Genomic DNA, 19652 nt, shown 5'->3' on the forward strand with positions numbered 1-19652 from the left:
TCCGGCTCAGGCTTTGACCAGGCGCATGGCGCTGCGGGCACCGCTGGCTGCACCTTGTCCGCGCTCCACACGCACAGGCAGCGTGCGGGCAATGGCGGCCAGCGCACGACCCGCCGGATCCGGCCCGTCCAGCTGGAATACGCCTGAAACACGCAGGGCAGCCACGTCGTCGGCGCATTCCATGGGCATGCCGGTCTGGCGTGACAGCTCGGTCACGAAGGCGTCCAGGCGCATGCGGCGGGCGACCAGTACGCCGTCGGTCCATGCGTCGGGCACCAGGCCTTCGTCGGGCAGGCGCACAGGGCGGTGCTGGCCGGCGTGCAGCACATGGGTTTCGCCGGAGGTGGCGACGATGGCGTCGAGGAGGTCTGGCGCAGTGCCGTCCAGCGCCCTGACATGGATGGCCACGCGGCCCTCGGTGACGTACAGGCGCGTGGCCGTGTCCGGGTGTTTTTCGTGGCGCACGCCGAAGCTGGTGCCCAGGGCCTCGAAGCGGGCCAGCGGCGTTTCCACCCAGAAGGAGCGTCGGCCCGCGAGGGAGCGCGGGTCGCTGCCGGTGTCGATGAAGATCTCTCCGCGTGCCAGGCGGACCACGCGGCGCAGCAAGGTGAAATCCACCTGCACCAGCGTGTCCGGTGCCAGGTGCAGGCGGCTGCCGTCGGCCAGCAGGGTACTGCGGCGCTCACCAATGGCCGTTTCCAGCGCGATCTGCTCGCGCGGTGCAGCCCAGCGCCAAGCCATGGATCCCAGCAGCAGGGCAGCGGGGCCCAGGAACAGCAGCCGCTGCAGGCTTGCGCGCCGGCCTCGCGCCGGCCCTGGGCCGGCGGACCGCAGCACGCCGTGGGCCAGTCCCGCCTGGCCGGCGGGCAGGGCGAACTGGGCCTCGACAGCCTGGACCTGTTGCCAGGCCTGTTCGTGCGCGGCGTGGCTGCTGCGCCATGCCTGGCAGGCGGCGCGGTCGGCATCGGTGGCCGTGCCGGAGGCCAGCCGCACGGCCCAGGCAATGGCCTGTTCCAGCGCCTGGGGGGCCTGGTCTGTGCTCACGCCGTCAGTTCCCTGCGCAGGGCAAGGCAGTGGCGTATGGCGGTGGCCATGTATTTCTCGACGGAGCTCAGGCACACGCCCAGCTGCAGGGCGATTTCCGGGTAGCTCAGGCCTTCCAGGCGGGAGAGCAGAAAGGCGCTGCGGGCCTTGGGCGGCAGGCCGGCCAGCAGGTTGTCCATGCGCACCAGGGATTCGATCAGCAGATGGCGCTCCTCGGCCGAGGGCGCCAGCGGCTCGGGCAGGCTGGCGATGGCGTCCAGGCAGGCGCGCTCCAGCGCGGCGCGGCGTGTGTGGTCCACGACCAGGCCGTGGGCGATGGTGGTGAGCCAGGCGCGCGGCTCGCGCACGCCATGCAGGGACTGGGGCTTGCCCAGCACGCGAATGAAGGTGTCCTGGGCCAGGTCGGCCGCATCGCAGGGATTGCCCAGCCTGCGCCTGAGCCAGCCCACCAGCCAGCCGTGGTGGTCGCTGTAGAGCAGGGCGATATCGGGGTGCGAAGGCGCGGCGGCCATGGAGCGGGTTCCTGGGAAAGCGGATTTGATAATGATTCGCATTCTATTTGAGCAATGGCTGCAGCCTGGCCGCAACTGGCCTGCCGCGCATGGCGTTGCATGCATCCAACGCGATCCGGCCATGCGACGGCGCCCACCTTCGGATTTGAGCTAGGACAAGACCGGCCTTGCCTGCCCCTGCTGCAATACAGCTACGGGATTTGCCCCGGGCTACTCCAAGACTCTCCATCATGAAAAGAACTCTGCTCGCCGTTGCTGCCGTTTGCGCCCTGTCGTCGGGTGCCGCCTTTGCGCAGCAGGCCGAAGGCCCCTGGATGGTGCGCGTGCGCGCCGTCCACCTGGACAGCGTCAACAAGGACAGCACGGGCCTGGGCCTGTCGATCAATGACAAGTGGATGCCCGAGCTGGACGTGTCCTACTTCTTCACGCCCAACATCGCGGCCGAGCTGGTGCTGACCTACCCGCAAAAGCATGACCTGCGTGCCAACGGCCTGGGTCAGATCGGCAGCCTCAAGCACCTGCCGCCCACGCTGCTGGCGCAATACCACTTCACCAATTTCGGCGCGTTCAAGCCCTACGTGGGCGCCGGTGTCAACTTCACGCGCTTTTCCAGCGTGAACTTCGATCCCGCCGTGCAGGCCGCGCTGAACCCCTCCATCAAGAAGAACAGTTTTGGCGGCGCGCTGCAGATCGGCTTCGACTATGCGCTGGACAAGAACTGGTCGCTGAATTTCGACGTGAAGAAGGTCTTCATCGAGACGGACGTGCGCGCTGGCGGCACCAAGGTGGGCACCTTCAAGGTGAACCCCGTGCTGGTTGGCGTGGGACTGGGCTATCGCTTCTGATCTTCGGATCATGAGCGAGGCACGCGCTGCTTCATCCGGCAGCGCGTAGTGAGGCAAGGATGGGTACTTGGTCCGGTATGCCGTTCGCGGCATACCGGATTTTTTTCGTCCGGCATGCTGCAGCGCACCAGATCTGCAGGTCATGAAAAAGACACGCTCGCTGGAAACTGTCCTACCCGCGTGCCCGGGGCGGGCGCCTAGGCTGGTGCCTCGGCCTGTCGGCGCGCGCCTTGCGAGGCGGGACGCCAGTTTGCAGGCTTCATTCTGGCTGCCCGCCCCCTTGGCGACCGCTCCCCGCTGCAAGGCGGGGGCGCGGCATTCACCATGCTGAGGCGGTCGGCGCACAACGCGAGGCCCCCACCATGCTGTATGCCCACGATCATTCCGTGTCTTCCCCTCCATTGGCGTCGCGCGCCCAGCGCGTGCCCCTGCCCCTGCCTTCGGCCCCGCGCACACCGGCCGAAGGTGGCAGGAGAGAGGCTGCGCCGGAGCTGGCAGACAGCGCCCTGCGAGCAACCCTGGCCGAATTGCAGCACGGGCTGATGCAGCCGCAGGCCCGGGTCTCGCCCAAGTTTCTCTATGACTCACGCGGCTGCGACCTGTTCGAGCAGATCACGCGGCTGCCCGAGTACTACCCCACGCGCACCGAGGCTGCCATCCTGGCCGACTCCGGTCCGGCCATGGCCGAGGCCCTGCGCGGCAGCGAGGTGCTGATCGAGCTGGGTGCCGGCAACTGCGAAAAGGTGCGCGGCCTGTGCCGCAGCCTGCGTCCACGGCACTTCGTGGGCGTGGACATTGCGGGCGCCTTCCTGCGCCAGTCCGTGCGGCGCCTGGCCGAGGAGTTTCCGCAGCTGCAGGCCCATGCCGTCACGGCCGACATCACCGAGCCGCTGGCCCTGCCGCCCTATATCCCGCAGGCCGGCCGGCTGCTGTTCTACCCGGGCTCGTCCATAGGCAACTTCGACCCTGAACAGGCCCAGCGCATGCTGGGCCAGATGCGGGCCCTGCTCAGCGACGACGGTGGGCTGCTGATCGGCATAGACCTGCCCAAACCCATACAGTGGCTGGAGCCTGCCTATGACGATGCCCAGGGCGTGACGGCGCGCTTCAACCTCAACCTGCTCAGCCATGTGAACCACCTTCTGGGCAGTGACTTCAACGAGAGCGACTGGGAACATGTGGCCTTCTTCAACACCGAGCACTCGCGCATCGAAATGCACCTGCGCGCGCGGCGCCCGCTGATCGTGGGCTGGCCCCAGGGGCTGCGGCACTTCGCGGCCGGCGAGACCATACACACCGAGAACAGCTACAAATACCCGCTGCCCGACTTCCTGGACATGCTGGCCTGTGCGGGTTTCGGGGCCTGCCAGGTCTGGACCGATGAGCGCCAGTGGTTTGCCGTGATCCATGCCCATGCGTGAAATGCCCGCCGTCTTCCGCTGGGTGCAGCGCTACGAGGCCGTGCGCCAGACCACCGTGCTGCTGGCCGCCCCCTTGTCTGCCGAGGATGCCTGCGTACAGTCCATGCCCGATGCCAGCCCTGCCAAATGGCATCTGGCGCATACCACCTGGTTCTTCGAGACCTTTGTCCTGGCCGAGCACGCGCCCGGCGTGCCGCCCTTCGATCCCGACTTCCGCGTGCTGTTCAACTCCTACTACCAGCAGGTGGGTGCGCGGCATCCGCGTGCCCAGCGCGGGCTGCTGACCCGGCCCTCGCTGGCGCGGGTGCTGGCCTACCGCGAGGCGGTGGACCAGCGCATGCTGCAGATGTTCGAGGACTGGGGCACGCAGCCGCCTGCGCGTCTGGCCGCGTTGCTGGAGCTGGGCCTGCAGCATGAGCAGCAGCACCAGGAACTGCTGCTGACCGACATCAAGCACCTGCTGTCGTGCCACCCGCTGTGGCCTGCCTATCGAGAGCAGGAAGAGGGCATGCCTGCGCCTGGGCCGGCAGATGGAACGCCTGCCCCGCTGCAGTGGCAGACCGTGCCGCGTGGCATGCATGCCGTGGGCCATGGCGGCGAGGGCTTTGCGTTCGACAACGAGCGCCCGCGCCACGAGGTGTTTGTGCAAGGCTGCGAGATCGCGCAGCGGCCCGTGAGCAATGCCGAGTTCCTGCGCTTCGTCGAGGACGGCGGCTATGCCCAGCCGCAGTGGTGGCTGGCCGAAGGCTGGGACTGGCGCTGCGCGCAGCAACTGGAGCATCCCTGGTACTGGCGGCGCAATGCAGGCGGCGCGTTGGATGGCGCATCGGACGGCACGTGGCAGGAGTTCAGCCTGCATGGCGCGCTGGCGCTGGACGGGCGCCGCCCCGTCTGCCACATCTCGTTTTTCGAGGCCGACGCCTATGCGCGCTGGGCCGGCGCGCGCTTGCCTACCGAGGCGGAATGGGAGGCGGCCTTTGCCGCGCCCATGGCGCAGCGCCCCGAGCACGACGAGCCTCCCGGCCCCGTGCACCCGCGCGCCATGCAGCCCGGCAGCCTTGCGCTGGGCGAGGTCTGGGAATGGACCCAGTCCGCCTACGGCGCCTACCCGGGCTTCCAGATCGCGGAGGGCGCCGTGGGTGAATACAACGGCAAGTTCATGGTCAACCAGTATGTGCTGCGGGGCGGCTCCTGCCTCACGCCGCCAGGCCATGTGCGCGCCAGCTACCGCAATTTCTTTCCCACGCAGGCGCGCTGGCAGATGACCGGCCTGCGGCTGGCGCGGGATCCGGCTTGAGCCTGCCCCTGCCGCATCCCCATGCATTGCGCCGCCCGCCGGTGCATGCAGTAGCATCGTCGGCCTCAATGATCCGAGGGAGTTCCATGTTGTTGCGTTCGCTTGTTCTTGCCATGCCGCTGTCCCTGGTCCTTGCCGGCTGCGCCACTGCGCCGCCCCAGGCTCCGGCGCCCAGCCAGCCACAGGAGCAGCCCCGGCCCCAGGTGCCTGCCCAGGCCCCGGCCGACACGCCGCGCGCCGAGCCCGAGGTGGCCAACCTCACGCCCCTGCCCAGCCTGCTGCTGATCGGCGAAGACGCAGCCGGCCGCTACTACTCCATGGTGGCCAAGGCCACCTTCACCATCGAGTCCGATGGCCGCCTGACCCTGGCCGACCAGGGCGGCGGCCAGGGCGGCGAGCCCGTGGCCCCGCATGCCGACATGCAGGACCAGAGCATGTCCACCGAATGCAAGCCCTATGGCGCCGTGGCCAACCAGCGCACCACCTGGTTCCCGTATACGGGCGTGTTCGTGCGCGGCGGCACGCTGGTCGGCGCCCAGGCGGATGGCGCCGATGCGGCCATCAAGACGCTGACCGAGCATGAAGGCGCCCAGATGCTGTACACGGGCAAGGATGCCGACCCCACCGAGTACTACTACGCGCCCTGTGTGGGCGCGCAGCGCGTGGCCACCGGCTGGCGGCTGGACCGCTATCTGCCCGATGGCGGACAGCTGCGTGTGCGTGCCGATGCGCGTAACGGCAATGGAAACGGCAAGGGCCAGACGCTGGCGCTGAAGCTGCCCAAGCCCTTTGCGCCCTTCGTGCTGGTGCGCTACCAGTCGGGAGCGATGATTCCCGTGCCCATGCGTGCCGTGCTGGCCACGGTGGACCTGCCCGAGCGCCGCGTGGTGCTGCAGTTCCAGGGCACCTACGCCGTGGAGCCGGCCATCCGCAAGATGGAGCTGCGCCTGATCGTGCCCGGCAGCCGCCCCTCCGAAGGAGAGACCGCCGCGCGCCATGCCGAACGAACCCAGGCCCAGCTGCGTGACCTGGCCCGCTGCGCCCCGCCGCGCGGCCATGCCATCGAGCCCTGCGCCAATCCGCAGCGCACGCCGGACCCGCTGATCTTCTATTCCTCGCAGGAACTGCGCGAGCGCTCGCGCAGGCGCTGAGGGCGTCTCAGACCTTGTCCAGCGCCTGCTCCAGGTCGGCCAGCAGGTCGCTGATGTGCTCGATGCCCACGGACAGGCGCACCATGCCTTCGGTGACGCCGGCCTTGGCCAGTTCCTCGGCGTCGAGCTGGCGGTGCGTGGTCGATGCGGGGTGCGTGGCCAGGGACTTGGCGTCGCCGATGTTGACCAGGCGCGTGAACAGCTGCAGCGCATCCAGGAAGCGCGCACCGGCGGCGCGGGTGTCGCTGTCGCCGCTGCCGTTCCTGAGGCTGAACGACAGGATGCCCGAGGCGCGGCCGCCCAGCTGCTTCTTCACCAGGGCGTGGTCGGGATGGTCCTGCAGGCCGGCGTAGCGCACCCATTCGATCTTGGGATGCCTTTGCAGCGTCTCGGCGATCTTCTGGGTGTTCTCGCAGATGCGGTCCATGCGCAGGGCCAGCGTCTCTATGCCCTGCAGGATGAGGAAGGCATTGTGCGGCGACAGTGCGGCGCCGGTATTGCGCAGCGGCACCACGCGCACGCGGCCGATGTAGGCTGCCTCGCCCAGGGCTTCGGTGTAGACCACGCCGTGGTAGCTGACATCGGGCTCGTTCAGGCGCTTGAAGCGGGCCTTGTGCTCGGCCCAGGGGAACTTGCCGCTGTCCACGACGGCGCCGCCCACGCTGTTGCCGTGGCCGCCCAGGTACTTGGTCAGCGAGTGCACCACGATGTCGGCGCCATGCTCGATGGGGCGCAGCAGGTAGGGGCTGGGCACGGTGTTGTCCACGATCAGCGGCACGCCATGGGCGTGGGCCACGTCGGCCAGGGCGCGGATGTCGGTGACATTGCCCAGCGGGTTGCCGATGGACTCGATGAAGATGGCCTTGGTCTTCTCGTCGATGTGCTGGGCGAAGCTGGCCGGGTCGCGCGGATCGGCAAAGCGCACCGTGATGCCCTGCTGCGGGAAGGTGTGGGCGAACAGGTTGTAGGTGCCGCCGTAGAGCGTGCTGGCCGAGACGATGTTGTCGCCTGCCTCCGCGATGGCCTGGATGGCATAGGTGATGGCGGCCATGCCCGAGGCCACGGCCACGGCGGCAATGCCGCCTTCCAGCGCCGCGACGCGCTTTTCCAGCACGTCGGTGGTGGGGTTCATGATGCGCGTGTAGATGTTGCCGGCCACCTTGAGGTCGAACAGGTCGGCGCCATGCTGGGCACTGTCGAAGGCATAGGCCACGGTCTGGTAGATGGGCACGGCGGCCGACTTGGTGGTGGGGTCGGGCGAGTAGCCGGCGTGGACGGCCAGGGTTTCGATGCGCATGGAAGATTGCCTTTCTGGTGACGGCTTACGCAAGAAGGGCAGGGCGGGCCATTTGCCATGGGCAGCGGCGCGTTCCCGCATCCTGTTTGCGTAAGTCCTGAGGTTTTACAAGCGGAGGACGGTTGGCATTGTGGCGTGCCGGCCTCCGGTGCCCAACGATGCGTTGGTTACGAACATATACGCCGCAGACCGGTTGCTCCTCTGCCGTGCGCAGATATGTCCGGCCTGGCTTTGCCAGGATCGTGAGTGAATGTGTATTTTTGTTAACAACGTGTTGTAACGTGACCTGATCGCTAGACTCCATTCGGGAGTTGATGGTGACGTTGACAGCAAGACATTTTCTGGCGCTGGCGGTGCCCTTGTGCACCTCGCTGCTGGCCGGCTGTTTCTATGTCTGCTGGCGGCATCTGCGTGCCCGGCGCGAATTGCGCAGCATGTCCCTCGCCTTCACCGGATTCAGCCTGGCGCTGCTGCTGCAGGTCCTGGAGCGGCCTGCGGCCGTGCCCGTCAATGCGCTGGCCACGGCCGCGCTGCAGCTGTGTGCGGCCTGGTTCATCACCGAGGCCATGGCCATGCGCCAGGGCGTGCGACCGGATGCGCCGCTGGCGGCTGTCTTTGGCAGCGCAGTGCTGGCGGTGCTGGGCTACTACGCCTGGGTCGTTCCCGATGCGCAGGCGCGCCAGCATGTGCTCAATTTCGGCCTGGGACTGCAACTGGCCCTGCCGCTGTGGCGTTTGCCGCGCAGGCATCCCGGTACGGACTGGGACCGGCTGCTGCTGGGGGTGTTCGTGGTCTTTGCGCTGAGCTTTTTCGTTCGTGCGCTGTGGCTGACACCGCCTGGCGCCTCGCCACCGGCCGACGCGGCCAGTGAATGGCTGGGCGTTTCTTCCGCGTGCCTGGCGAAGCAGCTGAGCCTGCTGGTGTTCGGCCTGCTGTTCGCCATTGTGTTCCTGGCGGCGGCGGTGCGCGACACCGTGCAGGAGCTGCATGAGGAACGCGACCGCGATCCGCTGACAGGGCTGCTGAACCGGCGCGCCTTCAAGGAGGAGGTGCAGCGCCGGCGGGCCGAGCACCCTCAGCTTTCAGCCGCCGTGCTGGTCTGTGATCTGGACCATTTCAAGCGGGTCAACGACGGCTGGGGCCACGCGGCCGGTGACGAAGTGCTGCAGCGCTTTGCGCGACTGCTGCTGCGCAGCACGCGCCAGCAGGACCTGGTGGCCCGCTTTGGCGGGGAAGAGTTCGTGGCCTTGCTGCCGCGTGCGGACCCTCTGGCCGTGCAGTCGATCACCCGGCGCATACAGACCCAGCTGCGCCTGATGGGCTTCAGCGGGCTGCCCGACGAGGTGCGCATCACCGCCAGCTTCGGCGTGGCCTGGATGGCGCCGGGCCAGACGCTGGAGCAGGCGCTCGCGCGTGCCGACGCCATGCTCTACGAGGCCAAGCGCGCAGGCCGGGACCGGGTGCGGCTGGTGAAGGAAGAAGAAACGCTCTAGGACTTGGCCGGCGCGACCGCAGCCTGCAGCAGGCGAGCGGTGCGGGGCGGACGCGGTGTCTGCGGGGCGCTGGACTCGCGCGGCCCGCGCGGTTCAAGCGCAGGCCTGGAAGGCCGCTGGGCCGCTGCCGGCTGGCGCAGCTCCCAGCCCGGCAGCGCGGCATGCACCATGGCGGCGCCGTGGGCGTCGTTGGCCGCATAGTGGCGCTGGGCCAGGCTCAGTTGCGGTGCAGCCCAGTTGGAGGTGGAGATCTTCTTGGACTTTTGGAAGTTCTGCCCCAGCACCAGGGCCACGGCCGCGCGCACGCCTACCGAGCTGGCGTAGCCATGGCGCTTGAACACGCGGTCCAGGTCGATCACGTTGTTCAGCGCCACGCCCAGGCGCGCGGGCAGCGCGCTGCGGTCATGGTCCAGCCCGAAGCCGGCCTTGCAGATGGCCTCGCTGGCCATCACGTCGGCCGCAAGCGCGCGTGCCTGCGTATGGTGCAGCTGCAGCAGCCAGGCCTGGTCGCAGGTGGCCAACTGCACCACATGGGGGCCGGTGTCGGTCTGGCTGGCGTGGAAAAGAGGCTTGCTCTCGGTATCGAAGCCGAGCACGGGCGCGGCCATCAGCGCGGCGCGGGCGGCCGCGAATTCGGCGTCGGTGGCGGGCACGTGGATGCAGCGTTCCGGCAGGGCGGAAAAAGGCGGCAGCAGGCGGCTGTCTTCCTTGCTGGGGGCGTGCAGGCGGGGCATGGGAAAGGGGGGGGGGAGGCCGAGGCGAGCCGTCAAGTATGCCTGCTCCTGCATGTCCCTTCGGCCCCGGGTTTTTATCCCCGATGCATGTGGACGGAGTTGTGGAAAACTCCGGGTGTAACTTGCCGAATCCGCGCCCCGCAAGGCTTTCCACGGAATGCCTAAAAAATCAGCGCAGTGGCGAAAGGGCGTCGATTAAGGGTAATTACGGATGGCCGCGCCGGACCCGTGGGCAGGGTCCGGTGGTTGTTTCAAGAGGTGTCTAAAGGCCTTGGTCGCTGAACACCGGGGCCCGTTTTTCCAGGCCTGCGCGCACGGCTTCGGCCTGGTTGGCGCTGCCCAGCAGGGCCTGCTGCTCGCGCGCCTCGGCCAGCAGGATGTCCTGGGGCGATGCCGTTTCGCTGAGCTGCATCAGGCGCTTGGACGCACGCATGGCGTGCGGGCTGCTGGCCGCGATCTGACGGGCCAGATGGCGCGCTTCCTCCAGCGGCGCGGAACTCACGCGCGTGGCCAGGCCCAGGGCCACGGCCTCGGGGCCGGGCACGATGCGGCCCGTGTAGACCAGCTCGCGCAGCACGTCGCCGCGCACCAGCGGCGCGGCCAGCGCGCAGCCGGCCATGTCGGGCACCAATCCCCACTTGATTTCCATGATGGACAGCCGCGCATCCTCGGCCACCAGGCGGATGTCCGCACCCAGCGCCAGCTGCAGGCCGCCGCCGTAGGCCACGCCGTGCACGGCGGCGATCACGGGCACGGGCAGTTCGCGCCAGCCCCAGCAGATCTGCTGGAAGCGGTTGGCAATGCCGTGCGTGCGCGCGGCCAGGTCCGTCATGTCTGCCGTCTGCTGGCCGTCGGCAATGCCGGCCATGCTGCCCATGTCCAGGCCCGCGCAGAAGGCGCGCCCCTCGCCATGCAGCACCACGGCGCGCAACCCGGACGTGTCCCGCAGACGCGCCAATGCGTCGATCAGGGCGTCGAACATGGCGGGGTCCAGCGCATTCATCTTGTCGGGCCGGGCCAGGGTCACCTCGGCCACGCCGTGGTCCACCGATATGCGCACGCGTTCTTGGCTCATGGCTTGTCTCCTTGTGTCTATGCGGTTCTTTGCTGGCGGTCGGCCGCGTTGCGCGATTCGATGGCGCTGCGCGCATTCGCCCAGTCCTGGTCGCTCCAGCTGGCCAGCCCGGCGAAGTTGCCGCCCGTCGCCTGGTATTGTCCGCCGTCTATGGCGATGGTCTGTCCCGTCAGGTACTCGGCCTGGCGGCTCATGAGGAAGACGGCCAGGTTGGCCAGCTCGGGCATGCGGCCGTTGCGGCCCATGGGGTTGTCGGCGCGCACATGCTCGCCGCCCTGCGGGTTCAGCCGCGCGCTCATGCCTTCGGTGGGAAACAGGCCCGGCGCGATGGCGTTGAAGCGTATGCCCCGGTTGCCCCATTCCACGGCCAGCGACTGCGTCATGGCATGCACGCCCGACTTGGCCATGGCCGAGGGCACGGTGAAGGCCGAGCCGTTCCAGACCCAGGTGGTGAGGATGGACAGCACGCTGGCCTTGCGGCCCTCGGCCAGCCAGCGGCGGCCGCACTCCAGCGTGAGGTTGAAGCTGCCGCGCATGACGATGTTGGCCACGGCGTCGAAGGCGCGCATGGACAGGTCCTCGGTGCGGCTCACGAAGTTGCCGGCCGCGTTGTTGACCAGGCCCGTGAGCGCGCCGCCGTCGGCCCAGATGGCCTCGATCATCTGCTCCACGGCCTCGGGCTGGCGCACGTCGCAGGCATGGCCCACGGCCCGGCCGCCGTGCTGCTGCATCAGCTCCTGGGCGGTCTGCTCGACCACGGCGCCGCGCCGGCCGCACAGGTGGATGTCGGCGCCCATCATGAGAAAGGCCTCGGCCATGACCCGGCCCAGGCCGGTGCCGCCGCCGGTGACGAGGATGCGTTCGCCCTGGAGCAGGCCGGGCTTGTAGATGAGGTCGTCGAGGGTCATGGCTGCTGTCTCCTGTGCTGCCGGGGAAGGTATAGGGGGACTGCGGCAGCGCTTGGCGCCGCCAGGGGATCGGAGCGTCAGAGCGCGCGCGAGATCACTTCCTTCATGATTTCGCTGGTGCCGCCGTAGATGCGCTGCACGCGCGCATCGGCGTACATGCGGGTGACCATGTATTCGTTCATGTAGCCGTAGCCGCCATGCAGTTGCACGAGTTCGTCGAGCACGCGGCCCTGCGCTTCCGAGCCCCACAGCTTGGCCATGGAGGCCGTGGCCGTGTCCAGCGTGCCGGCCACCAGCTGCTCCACGCAGCGGTCGATGAAGGCGCGGCCCACGGTGAGGGTGGTGGCCACCTCGGCGAGCTTGAACCGGGTGTTCTGCATGTCGGCAATGGCCTGGCCGAAGGCGCGGCGCTCGCGCACGTAGGCCAGCGTGGCCTCGTAGGCGCCTTCCATGCAGGCCAGGGCGGCCAGGCCGATGATCAGGCGTTCGTAGGGCAGGTCGCCCATGAGCTGGTAGAAGCCCTGGCCTTCGCGCCCGCCCAGCAGCGCGTCCTGCGGCACGGTCACGTCGTCGAAGAACAGCTCCGAGGTGTCCTGGGCCTTCATGCCCATCTTGTCGAGCACGCGGCCCACGCGAAAGCCCGCGCAGTCCCGGGTCTCCACGATGAGGATGGAGGTGCCGCGCGCGCCCTGGGCCGGGTCGGTCTTGCAGACCACGAGGATCAGGCCGGCCAGCAGGCCGTTGGTGATGAAGGTCTTGCTGCCGTTGATGCGGTAGCGGCCGTCCCTGAGTTCTGCGCGCGTGCGCACGCCCTGCAGGTCCGAGCCCGCGCCGGGCTCGGTCATGGCGATGGCGCCCACCAGCTCGCCGCGCGCCATGGCGGGCAGGTACTTGCGCTTTTGCGCCTCGGTGCCGTGGTTGAGCAGGTAGTGGGCCACGATGGAATGCACGGAGTTGCTCATGCCCGAGAGGGCGCGGCGCGCCATCTCCTCGTGGATCACGGCCTCGTGGCGGAAGTCGCCGCCGCCGCCGCCGTAGTCCTCGGGGATGTCGGTGCACAGCAGGCCCAGCTCGCCGGCGCGGCGCCAGATGGCATGGCCCACGTTGCCGCGCTGGCGTGCGGCCTCGTCCTGCGGCTGCATTTCGGTTTCCAGAAAGCGCACGGCGGTGGCGCGCAGGCTTTCCAGTTCGGGGGTGCTCCAGGAGCGTGTCAGTTGCAGTGGCATGGCTTGGACCGGTGGATTGAGGGGTTCAGTTGATGCGGCGTTCACGGCCCTGCCAGTAGGGCTCGCGCAGCTGGAATTTCTGCAGCTTGCCGGCGGCCGACAGCGGCAGCTCGCTGCGGAACTCCACCGAGCGCGGGCACTTGTAGCCCGCGATGCGTTCGCGGCAGTGGGCGATGACCTCGGCCTCGGTCAGCGGCTGGCCCTCGCGCGCGACGATCACGGCGTGCACGCGCTCGCCCCAGCGTTCGTCGGGCACGCCGATGACGGCGCACATGGCGACCTGGGGCAGCTGGGCGATGGCGTTCTCGACCTCGGCCGAATACACGTTCTCGCCGCCGCTGACGATCATGTCCTTGAGCCGGTCCACGACGAAGAGGTAGCCGTCGGCATCCAGCCGGCCCATGTCGCCCGTGTGCATCCAGCCGTCCTTGAGCGCGGCGGCCGTCTCGGCGGGCCTGTTCCAGTAGCCCTGCATGACCATGGGGCCGCGTGCCGTGATCTCGCCCACCTCGCCGGCAGGCAGCTCGCGGCCCTCGCCATCGACGATGCGCACCTCGGCAATGGTCACGGGCCGGCCGGCCGCGCGCAGCAGGCGCTCGCGCTGCGGGCCGGGGCGGTGCTCGGCCGGGCCCATGGACACGATGGTGGGCGACAGCTCGGTCATGCCGTAGGCCTGGGCGAAGTCGGCGCCGGGCAGCGCCTGCATGGCGCGCTCCAGCAGGCTGGCGTCTATGGGGGCTGCGCCATAGAGCATGAGGCGCAGGCTGGACAGGTCGAATTCGGCCATGCGCGGATGCTCGATCAGCCGGCGGATCATGGTGGGCACCAGGAACAGCTCGTTCACGCCGTGCTGCTGCACTCCGTTCAGGATGGCCAGCTCGTCGAAGGCCGGCACGATGACCTGGGGCACCAGGCGCTGGGCCATGAGCAGGGCCAGGCCGCAGCCGGCCACATGGAACATGGGAGTGACCACCATGCCCACCTTCACATGCTGGCGCGGCACGTTGCTGGCATTGGACAGGGCGTTGATGAACAGGTTGTCGTGGCTGAGCATCACCCCCTTGGGCCGGCCCGTGGTGCCGCCCGTATACATCACGGCGGCCAGGTCGGTGCCGCTGCGCAGCGCGTCGGCGCAGGGCGTGGCGGCGGCCAGCAATTGCTCGTAGTGCAGCGCGCCTTCGGGCGCGGCGCCCGTGCCGCAGAACACCACGGTGCGCAGGCTGGAGGACAGCTCGCGCAGCCGGGGCACCAGGGGCGCGAAGGCATCGTCCACGAAGAGCACGCGCGTGTCGCAATCGTCCAGCGAGTAGGCCACCTCGTGCGCGCTCCAGCGGATGTTGACGGGGTTGACCGCGGCGCCTGCCCACCAGCAGCCATAGAAGTATTCAAGGTAGCGGATGGAGTTCAGGCCCATCATGCCGACGCGGTCGCCGGGCGCCACGTCCAGCGCCCGCAGCAGGCCGGCGCAGCGTTCGATGCGCTGCGCAAGCTGCGACCAGCTGGCCTGCTCTGCGCCGCAGATGGCTGCCGTGGCGCCGGCCCTTTCGCGGCGGCCCTTGTGGATGGCCTGGGTGAGATACATGGGCATGGGGTTTCCTCAGGAGCGGGCATTCCAGGCGGCCAGCGTGTCCTGCAGGCTGGCGGCGCGCGGGGGGCGGGGCTGCTCGGGCACGCTGCGCGAAAAGCGCGGCGCCGGCGCGGGCTGGAGCACGCCGCCGGCCTCGGTGAACGTGGCGCGCGCGCGGTTGTGGGCGTGCTGGGGCGCCTCGTCCCAGTCGAGCACGGGGGCGAAGCAGGCATCGCTGCCTTCCAGCAGCTCGCACCACTGCTGGCGCGTGCGCGTGCGGAACACGTCGGCCAGGCGCAGCTTGAGCAGGGGCCAGCGCGCGGCGTCCAGCTGCGCGTCGAACAGCGGGTCCTGTATGCCGCAGCGCTGGCGCAGCTCGGCGTAGAACTGCGGCTCGATGGCGCCTATGGCGATGTATTTGCCGTCGGCGCAGGCATAGGTGTCATAGAAGTGCGCGCCGCCGTCCAGCAGGTTCTCTCCGCGCTGGTTGCTCCACTGGCCCTTGGCCTTGAAGCCGTACATGAAGGCCGACAGCAGGGCCGTGCCATCGGTCATGGCCGCGTCGATGACCTGGCCCCGGCCGCTGCGCCCGGCCTCGTGCAGGGCGGCCAGCAGGCCCACGGCCAGCAGCATGCCGCCGCCGCCGAAGTCGCCCACGTAGTTGAGCGGCGGCACGGGCGCCTCGCCCGCGCGGCCGATGGCGTGCAGGGCGCCGGAGATGGCGATGTAGTTGATGTCATGCCCCGCCGCATGCGCCAGCGGCCCGTGCTGGCCCCAGCCCGTCATGCGGCCGTAGACCAGGCGCGGGTTGCGCGCCAGGCAGGGCTCGGGGCCCAGGCCCAGGCGCTCCATCACGCCGGGCCGAAAGCCCTCGATCAGCAGATCGGCGCGTGCGATCAGCGCCAGGGCCGAGGTCTGGCCTTCCTCGCCGCGCAGGTCGATCTCGACCTGGCTGCGGCTGCGCGTGGTGATGTCCTGCGCATCGACCGGCGTGCCGGGCCGCGCGATGCGCAGCACCTCGGCACCCATGTCGGCCAGCAGCATGGCGCAGAACGGCCCCGGGCCCAGGCCCGCGAACTCGACCACGCGCACGCCTTCAAGCGGTCCTGGCATGGAGGTCTCCTTTCAGGCCGTGGGCAGTGGATGGTTCTTGTACTGCTCGCGCAGCTTGGTCTTCAGCAGTTTTCCCGTGGCCGTGTGCGGCAGCTCGGCCACCTGCAGCACATCGTCGGGCAGCCACCATTTGGCGATGCGCGTGGACAGGAAGTCGAGCATGGACTCGCGGCTGACGCTGTGGCCTGCGCGCGGCACCACCAGCAGCAGCGGCCGCTCCTGCCACTTGGGATGGGCCACGCCGATGATGGCGGCCTCGGCCACGCCGGGATGGCCCATGGCGGCGTTCTCAACGTCGATGGAGGAAATCCACTCGCCGCCCGACTTGATCACGTCCTTGGCGCGGTCCACCAGCTGCAGGAAGCCGTCGGCATCGATGGTGGCCACGTCGCCCGTGGTGAAGAAGCCTTCCTCATCGACGGGCGAGCCGCCTTCGCCCTTGAAGTAGCCGCTGGCGATCCAGGGGCCGCGCACGCGCAGGTGTCCCCGGGCCTGGCCGTCCCAGGGCTGGGGCCGGCCGTCGTCGTCCACGATCTTGAGGTCCACGCCCCAGACGCCGCGTCCCTGCTTGAGCTTGACCTTGACCAGTTCCTCGCCCGATAGCGCGTCGTGCCGGGGCAGCAGCTTGCTGACCACGCCGATGGGGCTGGTCTCGGTCATGCCCCAGCCCTGCACGACCTGGGCGCCGAACTGGTTCTCGAAGCGCTCCAGCATGGCGCGCGGCACGGCCGCGCCGCCGATGCCTATGCTCTTGACGCCCAGCGCGCGCGGGTCGATGTCAGGATGCGCATCCAGGTACTGGAACAGCATCAGCCACACGGTGGGCACGCCCTGGGAGAAGGTGACCTTCTCGTCGCGCATGAGCTCGTAGACGCTCTGGCCGTCCAGGTGGGGGCCGGGCAGCACCAGCCGTGCGCCGGCCATGGCCGCCGCATAGGGCGTGCCCCAGGCATTGGCATGGAACATGGGCACGATGAGCATCACGGTCTCGCTCGCGTTCAGGCCGAAGGTGTCGGGCGCCAGCTCCATCAGCGTGTGCAGCACGGTGGAGCGGTGCGAGTACAGCACGCCCTTGGGGTGGCCCGTGGTGCCCGAGGTGTAGCACAGCGAGGAGGCCGTGCGCTCGTCGAACTCGGGCCAGTCGAAGTCCTCGCTCTGGTTGCCCACCAGCTCGTCCCAGCAGTGCAGGCCGGGAAGGTCCAGCGCGGGCATGTGCTCGCGCGAACTCATGCAGACATACGTGGTGACGGTCTTCAGATGCGGTGCGAGCTTTTCCACCAGCGGCGCGAAGGTCACGTCGAAGAACAGCACCCGGTCCTCGGCATGGTTGGCGATGTATTCGATCTGCTCGGGAAACAGGCGCGGGTTGATGGTGTGCAGCACCGCGCCGCTGCCCGAGACGCCGAAGTACAGCGCCAGGTGGCGCCAGCTGTTCCAGGCCAGCGTGCCCACGCGTTCGCCAGGCTGCACGCCCAGCGACTGCAGGGCGTTGGCCACCTGGCAGGAGGCGCGGCGCATGCCGGCCCAGTCGGTGCGGTGCAGGCCACCGTCCCGGGTTTCCGGCAGGCGCGAGACGATCTCGGTGTGCGGATGAAAGCGCGCCGCATGCTCGATCAGCGACGAGATCATGAGCGGGCGGTCCTGCATCAGTCCTTGCAAGGCGGGCATGGGGTGTCTCCTGTCGTTGTCCTGAAGGCCGGGGTCATTGCACGGGCGCGTAGCGGCTGCCGTCGAAGCGCACGAGCTGCATCTTCTTGATGGGGAAGAAATCGTCCGCACCGGTCTGCAGGCTGATGCCCGGGTAGAGCATGGGCAGGTCCATCTTCAGGCTGGCGGCCTGCTTCATGATGTTGGCGCGCGTGAGCTCGTCGCCTGCCTGCCTGAGCACCTGCACCAGGGTCTGGGCCTGGGAGTAGCCGATGACGTTGAGCGAATCGTTGGGGTCGCCGGCCGGGTAGAACTGCTTCATGAAGGCCAGGTAGCCGGCCAGCTCGGGCGTGCCCTGGTTGGTGGGGTCCGAGGGCTCGCGCAGGTAGCTGGCTGTCATCACGCCGCGCGCGTTGTCCAGGCCCGCGGGCTTGAGCACCGAGCTGATGGACAGCGAGACGCTGACCAGGTAGTGCGCAGGCTTCCAGCCGATGTCGGCGGCCTTGCGTATGGACTGGGCCGCGAACTTGGGCGTGCTGATGTTGATGAAGGTGTCCGCCCCCGAGCCCTTGAGCGCCACCATCTGGCTGTCCACCGTGGGGTCGCCGACCTCGTAGGTCTGCTGCACGACGATGCGCTGCTTGGCCTGCTCGCCGAATCCGTCGAGCACGCCCTTGAGGTAGTCCTTGCCGAAGTCGTCGTTCTGCATCAGGACGGCCACCTTGGCCTGGGGCCGCGTGGCCAGGATGTGCTGGGCGAAGGTGCGGCCTTCGAGCTGGTAGGTGGGCTGCCAGCCCATGGTCCAGGGGAAGTTCTTCGGATCGCCCCAGCGCGTGGCGCCCGTGGAGACGAACAGCTGGGGCACCTTGCGCTGGTTCATGTAGCGATGCACGGCCTGGTTGTGCGAGGTGCCCAGCGCGCCGAACATCAGCAGCACGCCGTCGCGCTCGACCAACTTGCGCGTCTGCTCCACGCTCTGGGCGGGGTTGTAGGCGTCGTCGGCCGAGAGGTAGGTGATCTTGCGGCCGTTGATGCCGCCCTCGGCGTTGATCTTGGCGAAGTAGGCCGCATGGGTCTTGCCTATGGTTCCATAGGCCGACACGGGACCTGAGTAGGGCACGAAGTTGCCGATGCGGATCTCGGTGTCGCTGGCGCCGGTGTCGTACTTCTTCTGGGTCTGGGTCTGGGTCTGGGCCTGGGCTGGCACCGGGGTGACGGCCGGCAGGACCAGCGCCAGGCAGGCGATCAGGGCCCGGGGGCCGCGGGCGAAGGGGTTGCGCATGGTGGTCTCCTGGCTTGCGGGCGCCGTGCCCGCTTTTCTTGTGTTGGCCGGTCCATGGTAGGAACCGGCCCGGAGCGCGCCCATCGTCGATTCCGACGAATGCATGTGCGGGCGCAGCAAGGTGCGTCGGGAAGGCGCGGTGGTCAGCCCGGCTGGCGTGGCGCGAACACGGGCTCGCGCTTTTGCATGAAGGCCTGCACGCCTTCCATGAAGGCCGGCGCGCCCACCAGCTCGCGCTGGCGTTCGGCCTCGTAGTGAAGCTGCTGCTCCAGCGTGGAAGCGGCTGCATGGTCCAGTGCGCGGCGGGCTTCCAGCACGGCACCGGCCGGCAGCCGCGCCAGGCGGGCGGCCGTGGCCAGGGCCTGCTCGCGCAGGGCCTCGTCGTCCACGCAGGCCCAGACCAGGCCCCAGTCGGCGGCCTGCTGCGCGCCCAGCCTGTCGCCCAGCAGGGACAGGCCCAGGGCGCGCGCACGGCCCAGCCGGCGCTCGATGAACCAGGTGGTGCCCAGGTCCGGCACGATGCCCAGGCGCGGCAGGAAAGGCAGGTAGAAGTAGGCCGAGCGCGCCGCCAGCGCCACGTCGCCGGCCAGGGCCAGGCCCACGCCGGCCCCGGCTGCCGCGCCGTTGATGGCGCAGACCACGGGCACGGGCAGCTGCTGCAGGTCCAGGATGAGGCGGTTGGACAGCTGCTGCATGTTGTCGGCCGTCTGCGCGCCCAGCGTGCGGCCATCGGCCTGGGCCCCGCCTTGTGCCCCACCTTGTGCCCCGCCTTGTGCGCCGCCCATGGACGACAGGTCCGCGCCCACGCAAAACCCCCGGCCCTCGGCGGTGAGCACCAGGGCGCGGAGGGAGGTGTCCTCGCGCACCTCGGCCAGCAGTTCGCGCAGCCGCAGCTGCAAGGGCCTGCCCAGCGGATTCATGCGGGCGCTGTCCTGGAGGACGATGAGTGCGATCTCGCCGTTGTTGCCGCTGTCGCCGTTGTGGCCGTGGCGTTCCATGCGGACGGCCGGACTGGAATTCATGGGGGACTCCTGTGGGTG

General features: G+C 69.1%; 17 protein-coding genes. 5 read left to right on the forward strand and 12 right to left on the reverse strand.

Annotation, left to right across the window (positions count from 1 at the left end):
• Positions 1 to 6: 6 nt before the first annotated feature.
• Together ACF8NF_RS18570 and ACF8NF_RS18575 are read right to left on the reverse strand one after the other, a co-directional pair.
• Positions 7 to 1044, reverse strand: coding sequence for a FecR domain-containing protein (locus ACF8NF_RS18570; protein WP_016449198.1), 1038 nt, complete (start codon positions 1042 to 1044; stop codon positions 7 to 9).
• Positions 1041 to 1556: a sigma-70 family RNA polymerase sigma factor gene (locus ACF8NF_RS18575; protein WP_016449199.1), complete on the reverse strand. Its 516-nt coding sequence runs from the start codon at positions 1554 to 1556 to the stop codon at positions 1041 to 1043. The genes ACF8NF_RS18570 and ACF8NF_RS18575 overlap by 4 nt, the downstream gene beginning before the upstream one ends.
• A gap of 230 nt (positions 1557 to 1786) precedes the next feature.
• Between ACF8NF_RS18575 and ACF8NF_RS18580 the strand changes: the two genes are divergently transcribed.
• The 4 genes from ACF8NF_RS18580 (at position 1787) to ACF8NF_RS18595 (ending at position 6270) form a co-directional block, all read left to right on the forward strand.
• A complete protein-coding gene (locus ACF8NF_RS18580) occupies positions 1787 to 2401 on the forward strand; it encodes an OmpW family protein (protein ID WP_016449200.1) in 615 nt (204 codons plus the stop codon).
• Between the two features lie 362 nt (positions 2402 to 2763).
• Positions 2764 to 3822 (forward strand): L-histidine N(alpha)-methyltransferase, encoded by a 1059-nt coding sequence (gene egtD, locus ACF8NF_RS18585; RefSeq protein WP_043790104.1) that lies wholly within the window; start codon positions 2764 to 2766, stop codon positions 3820 to 3822.
• The gene (gene egtB / locus ACF8NF_RS18590; protein ID WP_203400603.1) at positions 3809 to 5119 is read left to right on the forward strand and encodes an ergothioneine biosynthesis protein EgtB; all 1311 of its coding nucleotides are present in this window, start codon (positions 3809 to 3811) and stop codon (positions 5117 to 5119) included. The genes egtD and egtB overlap by 14 nt, the downstream gene beginning before the upstream one ends.
• Before the next feature lie 86 nt (positions 5120 to 5205).
• A complete protein-coding gene (locus ACF8NF_RS18595; RefSeq protein WP_016449203.1) occupies positions 5206 to 6270 on the forward strand; it encodes a hypothetical protein in 1065 nt (354 codons plus the stop codon).
• 7 nt (positions 6271 to 6277) lie between these two features.
• Here ACF8NF_RS18595 and ACF8NF_RS18600 read toward each other — a convergent pair whose 3' ends face one another.
• Positions 6278 to 7567 carry an O-acetylhomoserine aminocarboxypropyltransferase/cysteine synthase family protein gene (locus tag ACF8NF_RS18600; protein ID WP_016449204.1) on the reverse strand — a complete coding sequence of 430 codons (1290 nt, stop codon included), beginning with the start codon at positions 7565 to 7567 and terminating at the stop codon, positions 6278 to 6280.
• Between the two features lie 434 nt (positions 7568 to 8001).
• On the opposite strand from ACF8NF_RS18600, the gene ACF8NF_RS18605 reads away from it, so the two are divergent.
• Positions 8002 to 9060: a diguanylate cyclase gene (locus ACF8NF_RS18605; RefSeq protein ID WP_227472559.1), complete on the forward strand. Its 1059-nt coding sequence runs from the start codon at positions 8002 to 8004 to the stop codon at positions 9058 to 9060.
• Here the strand turns inward: ACF8NF_RS18605 and ACF8NF_RS18610 are convergent.
• The 9 genes from ACF8NF_RS18610 to ACF8NF_RS18650 all read right to left on the reverse strand — a co-directional run bounded on the left by ACF8NF_RS18610 (position 9057) and on the right by ACF8NF_RS18650 (position 19634).
• Positions 9057 to 9794 carry a 3'-5' exonuclease gene (locus ACF8NF_RS18610; RefSeq protein WP_343739500.1) on the reverse strand — a complete coding sequence of 246 codons (738 nt, stop codon included), beginning with the start codon at positions 9792 to 9794 and terminating at the stop codon, positions 9057 to 9059. The genes ACF8NF_RS18605 and ACF8NF_RS18610 overlap by 4 nt on opposite strands.
• Positions 9795 to 10056: 262 nt before the next feature.
• A complete protein-coding gene (locus ACF8NF_RS18615; RefSeq protein ID WP_046241661.1) occupies positions 10057 to 10869 on the reverse strand; it encodes a crotonase/enoyl-CoA hydratase family protein in 813 nt (270 codons plus the stop codon).
• Between the two features lie 17 nt (positions 10870 to 10886).
• The gene (locus tag ACF8NF_RS18620) at positions 10887 to 11777 is read right to left on the reverse strand and encodes an SDR family oxidoreductase (protein WP_216295578.1); all 891 of its coding nucleotides are present in this window, start codon (positions 11775 to 11777) and stop codon (positions 10887 to 10889) included.
• A 77-nt stretch (positions 11778 to 11854) separates the two neighbouring features.
• Complete coding sequence (locus ACF8NF_RS18625; RefSeq protein ID WP_047218395.1) at positions 11855 to 13003, reverse strand: acyl-CoA dehydrogenase family protein; 1149 nt, start codon at positions 13001 to 13003, stop codon at positions 11855 to 11857.
• Positions 13004 to 13028: 25 nt separating this feature from the next.
• Positions 13029 to 14591 (reverse strand): long-chain-fatty-acid--CoA ligase, encoded by a 1563-nt coding sequence (locus ACF8NF_RS18630; protein WP_034363617.1) that lies wholly within the window; start codon positions 14589 to 14591, stop codon positions 13029 to 13031.
• A gap of 9 nt (positions 14592 to 14600) precedes the next feature.
• Positions 14601 to 15683 carry a CaiB/BaiF CoA-transferase family protein gene (locus ACF8NF_RS18635; RefSeq protein WP_343739501.1) on the reverse strand — a complete coding sequence of 361 codons (1083 nt, stop codon included), beginning with the start codon at positions 15681 to 15683 and terminating at the stop codon, positions 14601 to 14603.
• A gap of 12 nt (positions 15684 to 15695) precedes the next feature.
• Positions 15696 to 17351 (reverse strand): long-chain-fatty-acid--CoA ligase, encoded by a 1656-nt coding sequence (locus ACF8NF_RS18640; RefSeq protein ID WP_043819689.1) that lies wholly within the window; start codon positions 17349 to 17351, stop codon positions 15696 to 15698.
• Positions 17352 to 17385: 34 nt separating this feature from the next.
• Complete coding sequence (locus ACF8NF_RS18645) at positions 17386 to 18612, reverse strand: ABC transporter substrate-binding protein (RefSeq protein WP_016451392.1); 1227 nt, start codon at positions 18610 to 18612, stop codon at positions 17386 to 17388.
• A 143-nt stretch (positions 18613 to 18755) separates the two neighbouring features.
• Positions 18756 to 19634 carry an enoyl-CoA hydratase-related protein gene (locus ACF8NF_RS18650; RefSeq protein WP_392451021.1) on the reverse strand — a complete coding sequence of 293 codons (879 nt, stop codon included), beginning with the start codon at positions 19632 to 19634 and terminating at the stop codon, positions 18756 to 18758.
• Positions 19635 to 19652: the final 18 nt, after the last annotated feature.

This window comes from Delftia sp. WSY_22 (assembly GCF_043104185.1).
In the GTDB taxonomy this organism is placed as follows: domain Bacteria; phylum Pseudomonadota; class Gammaproteobacteria; order Burkholderiales; family Burkholderiaceae_C; genus Comamonas; species Comamonas tsuruhatensis.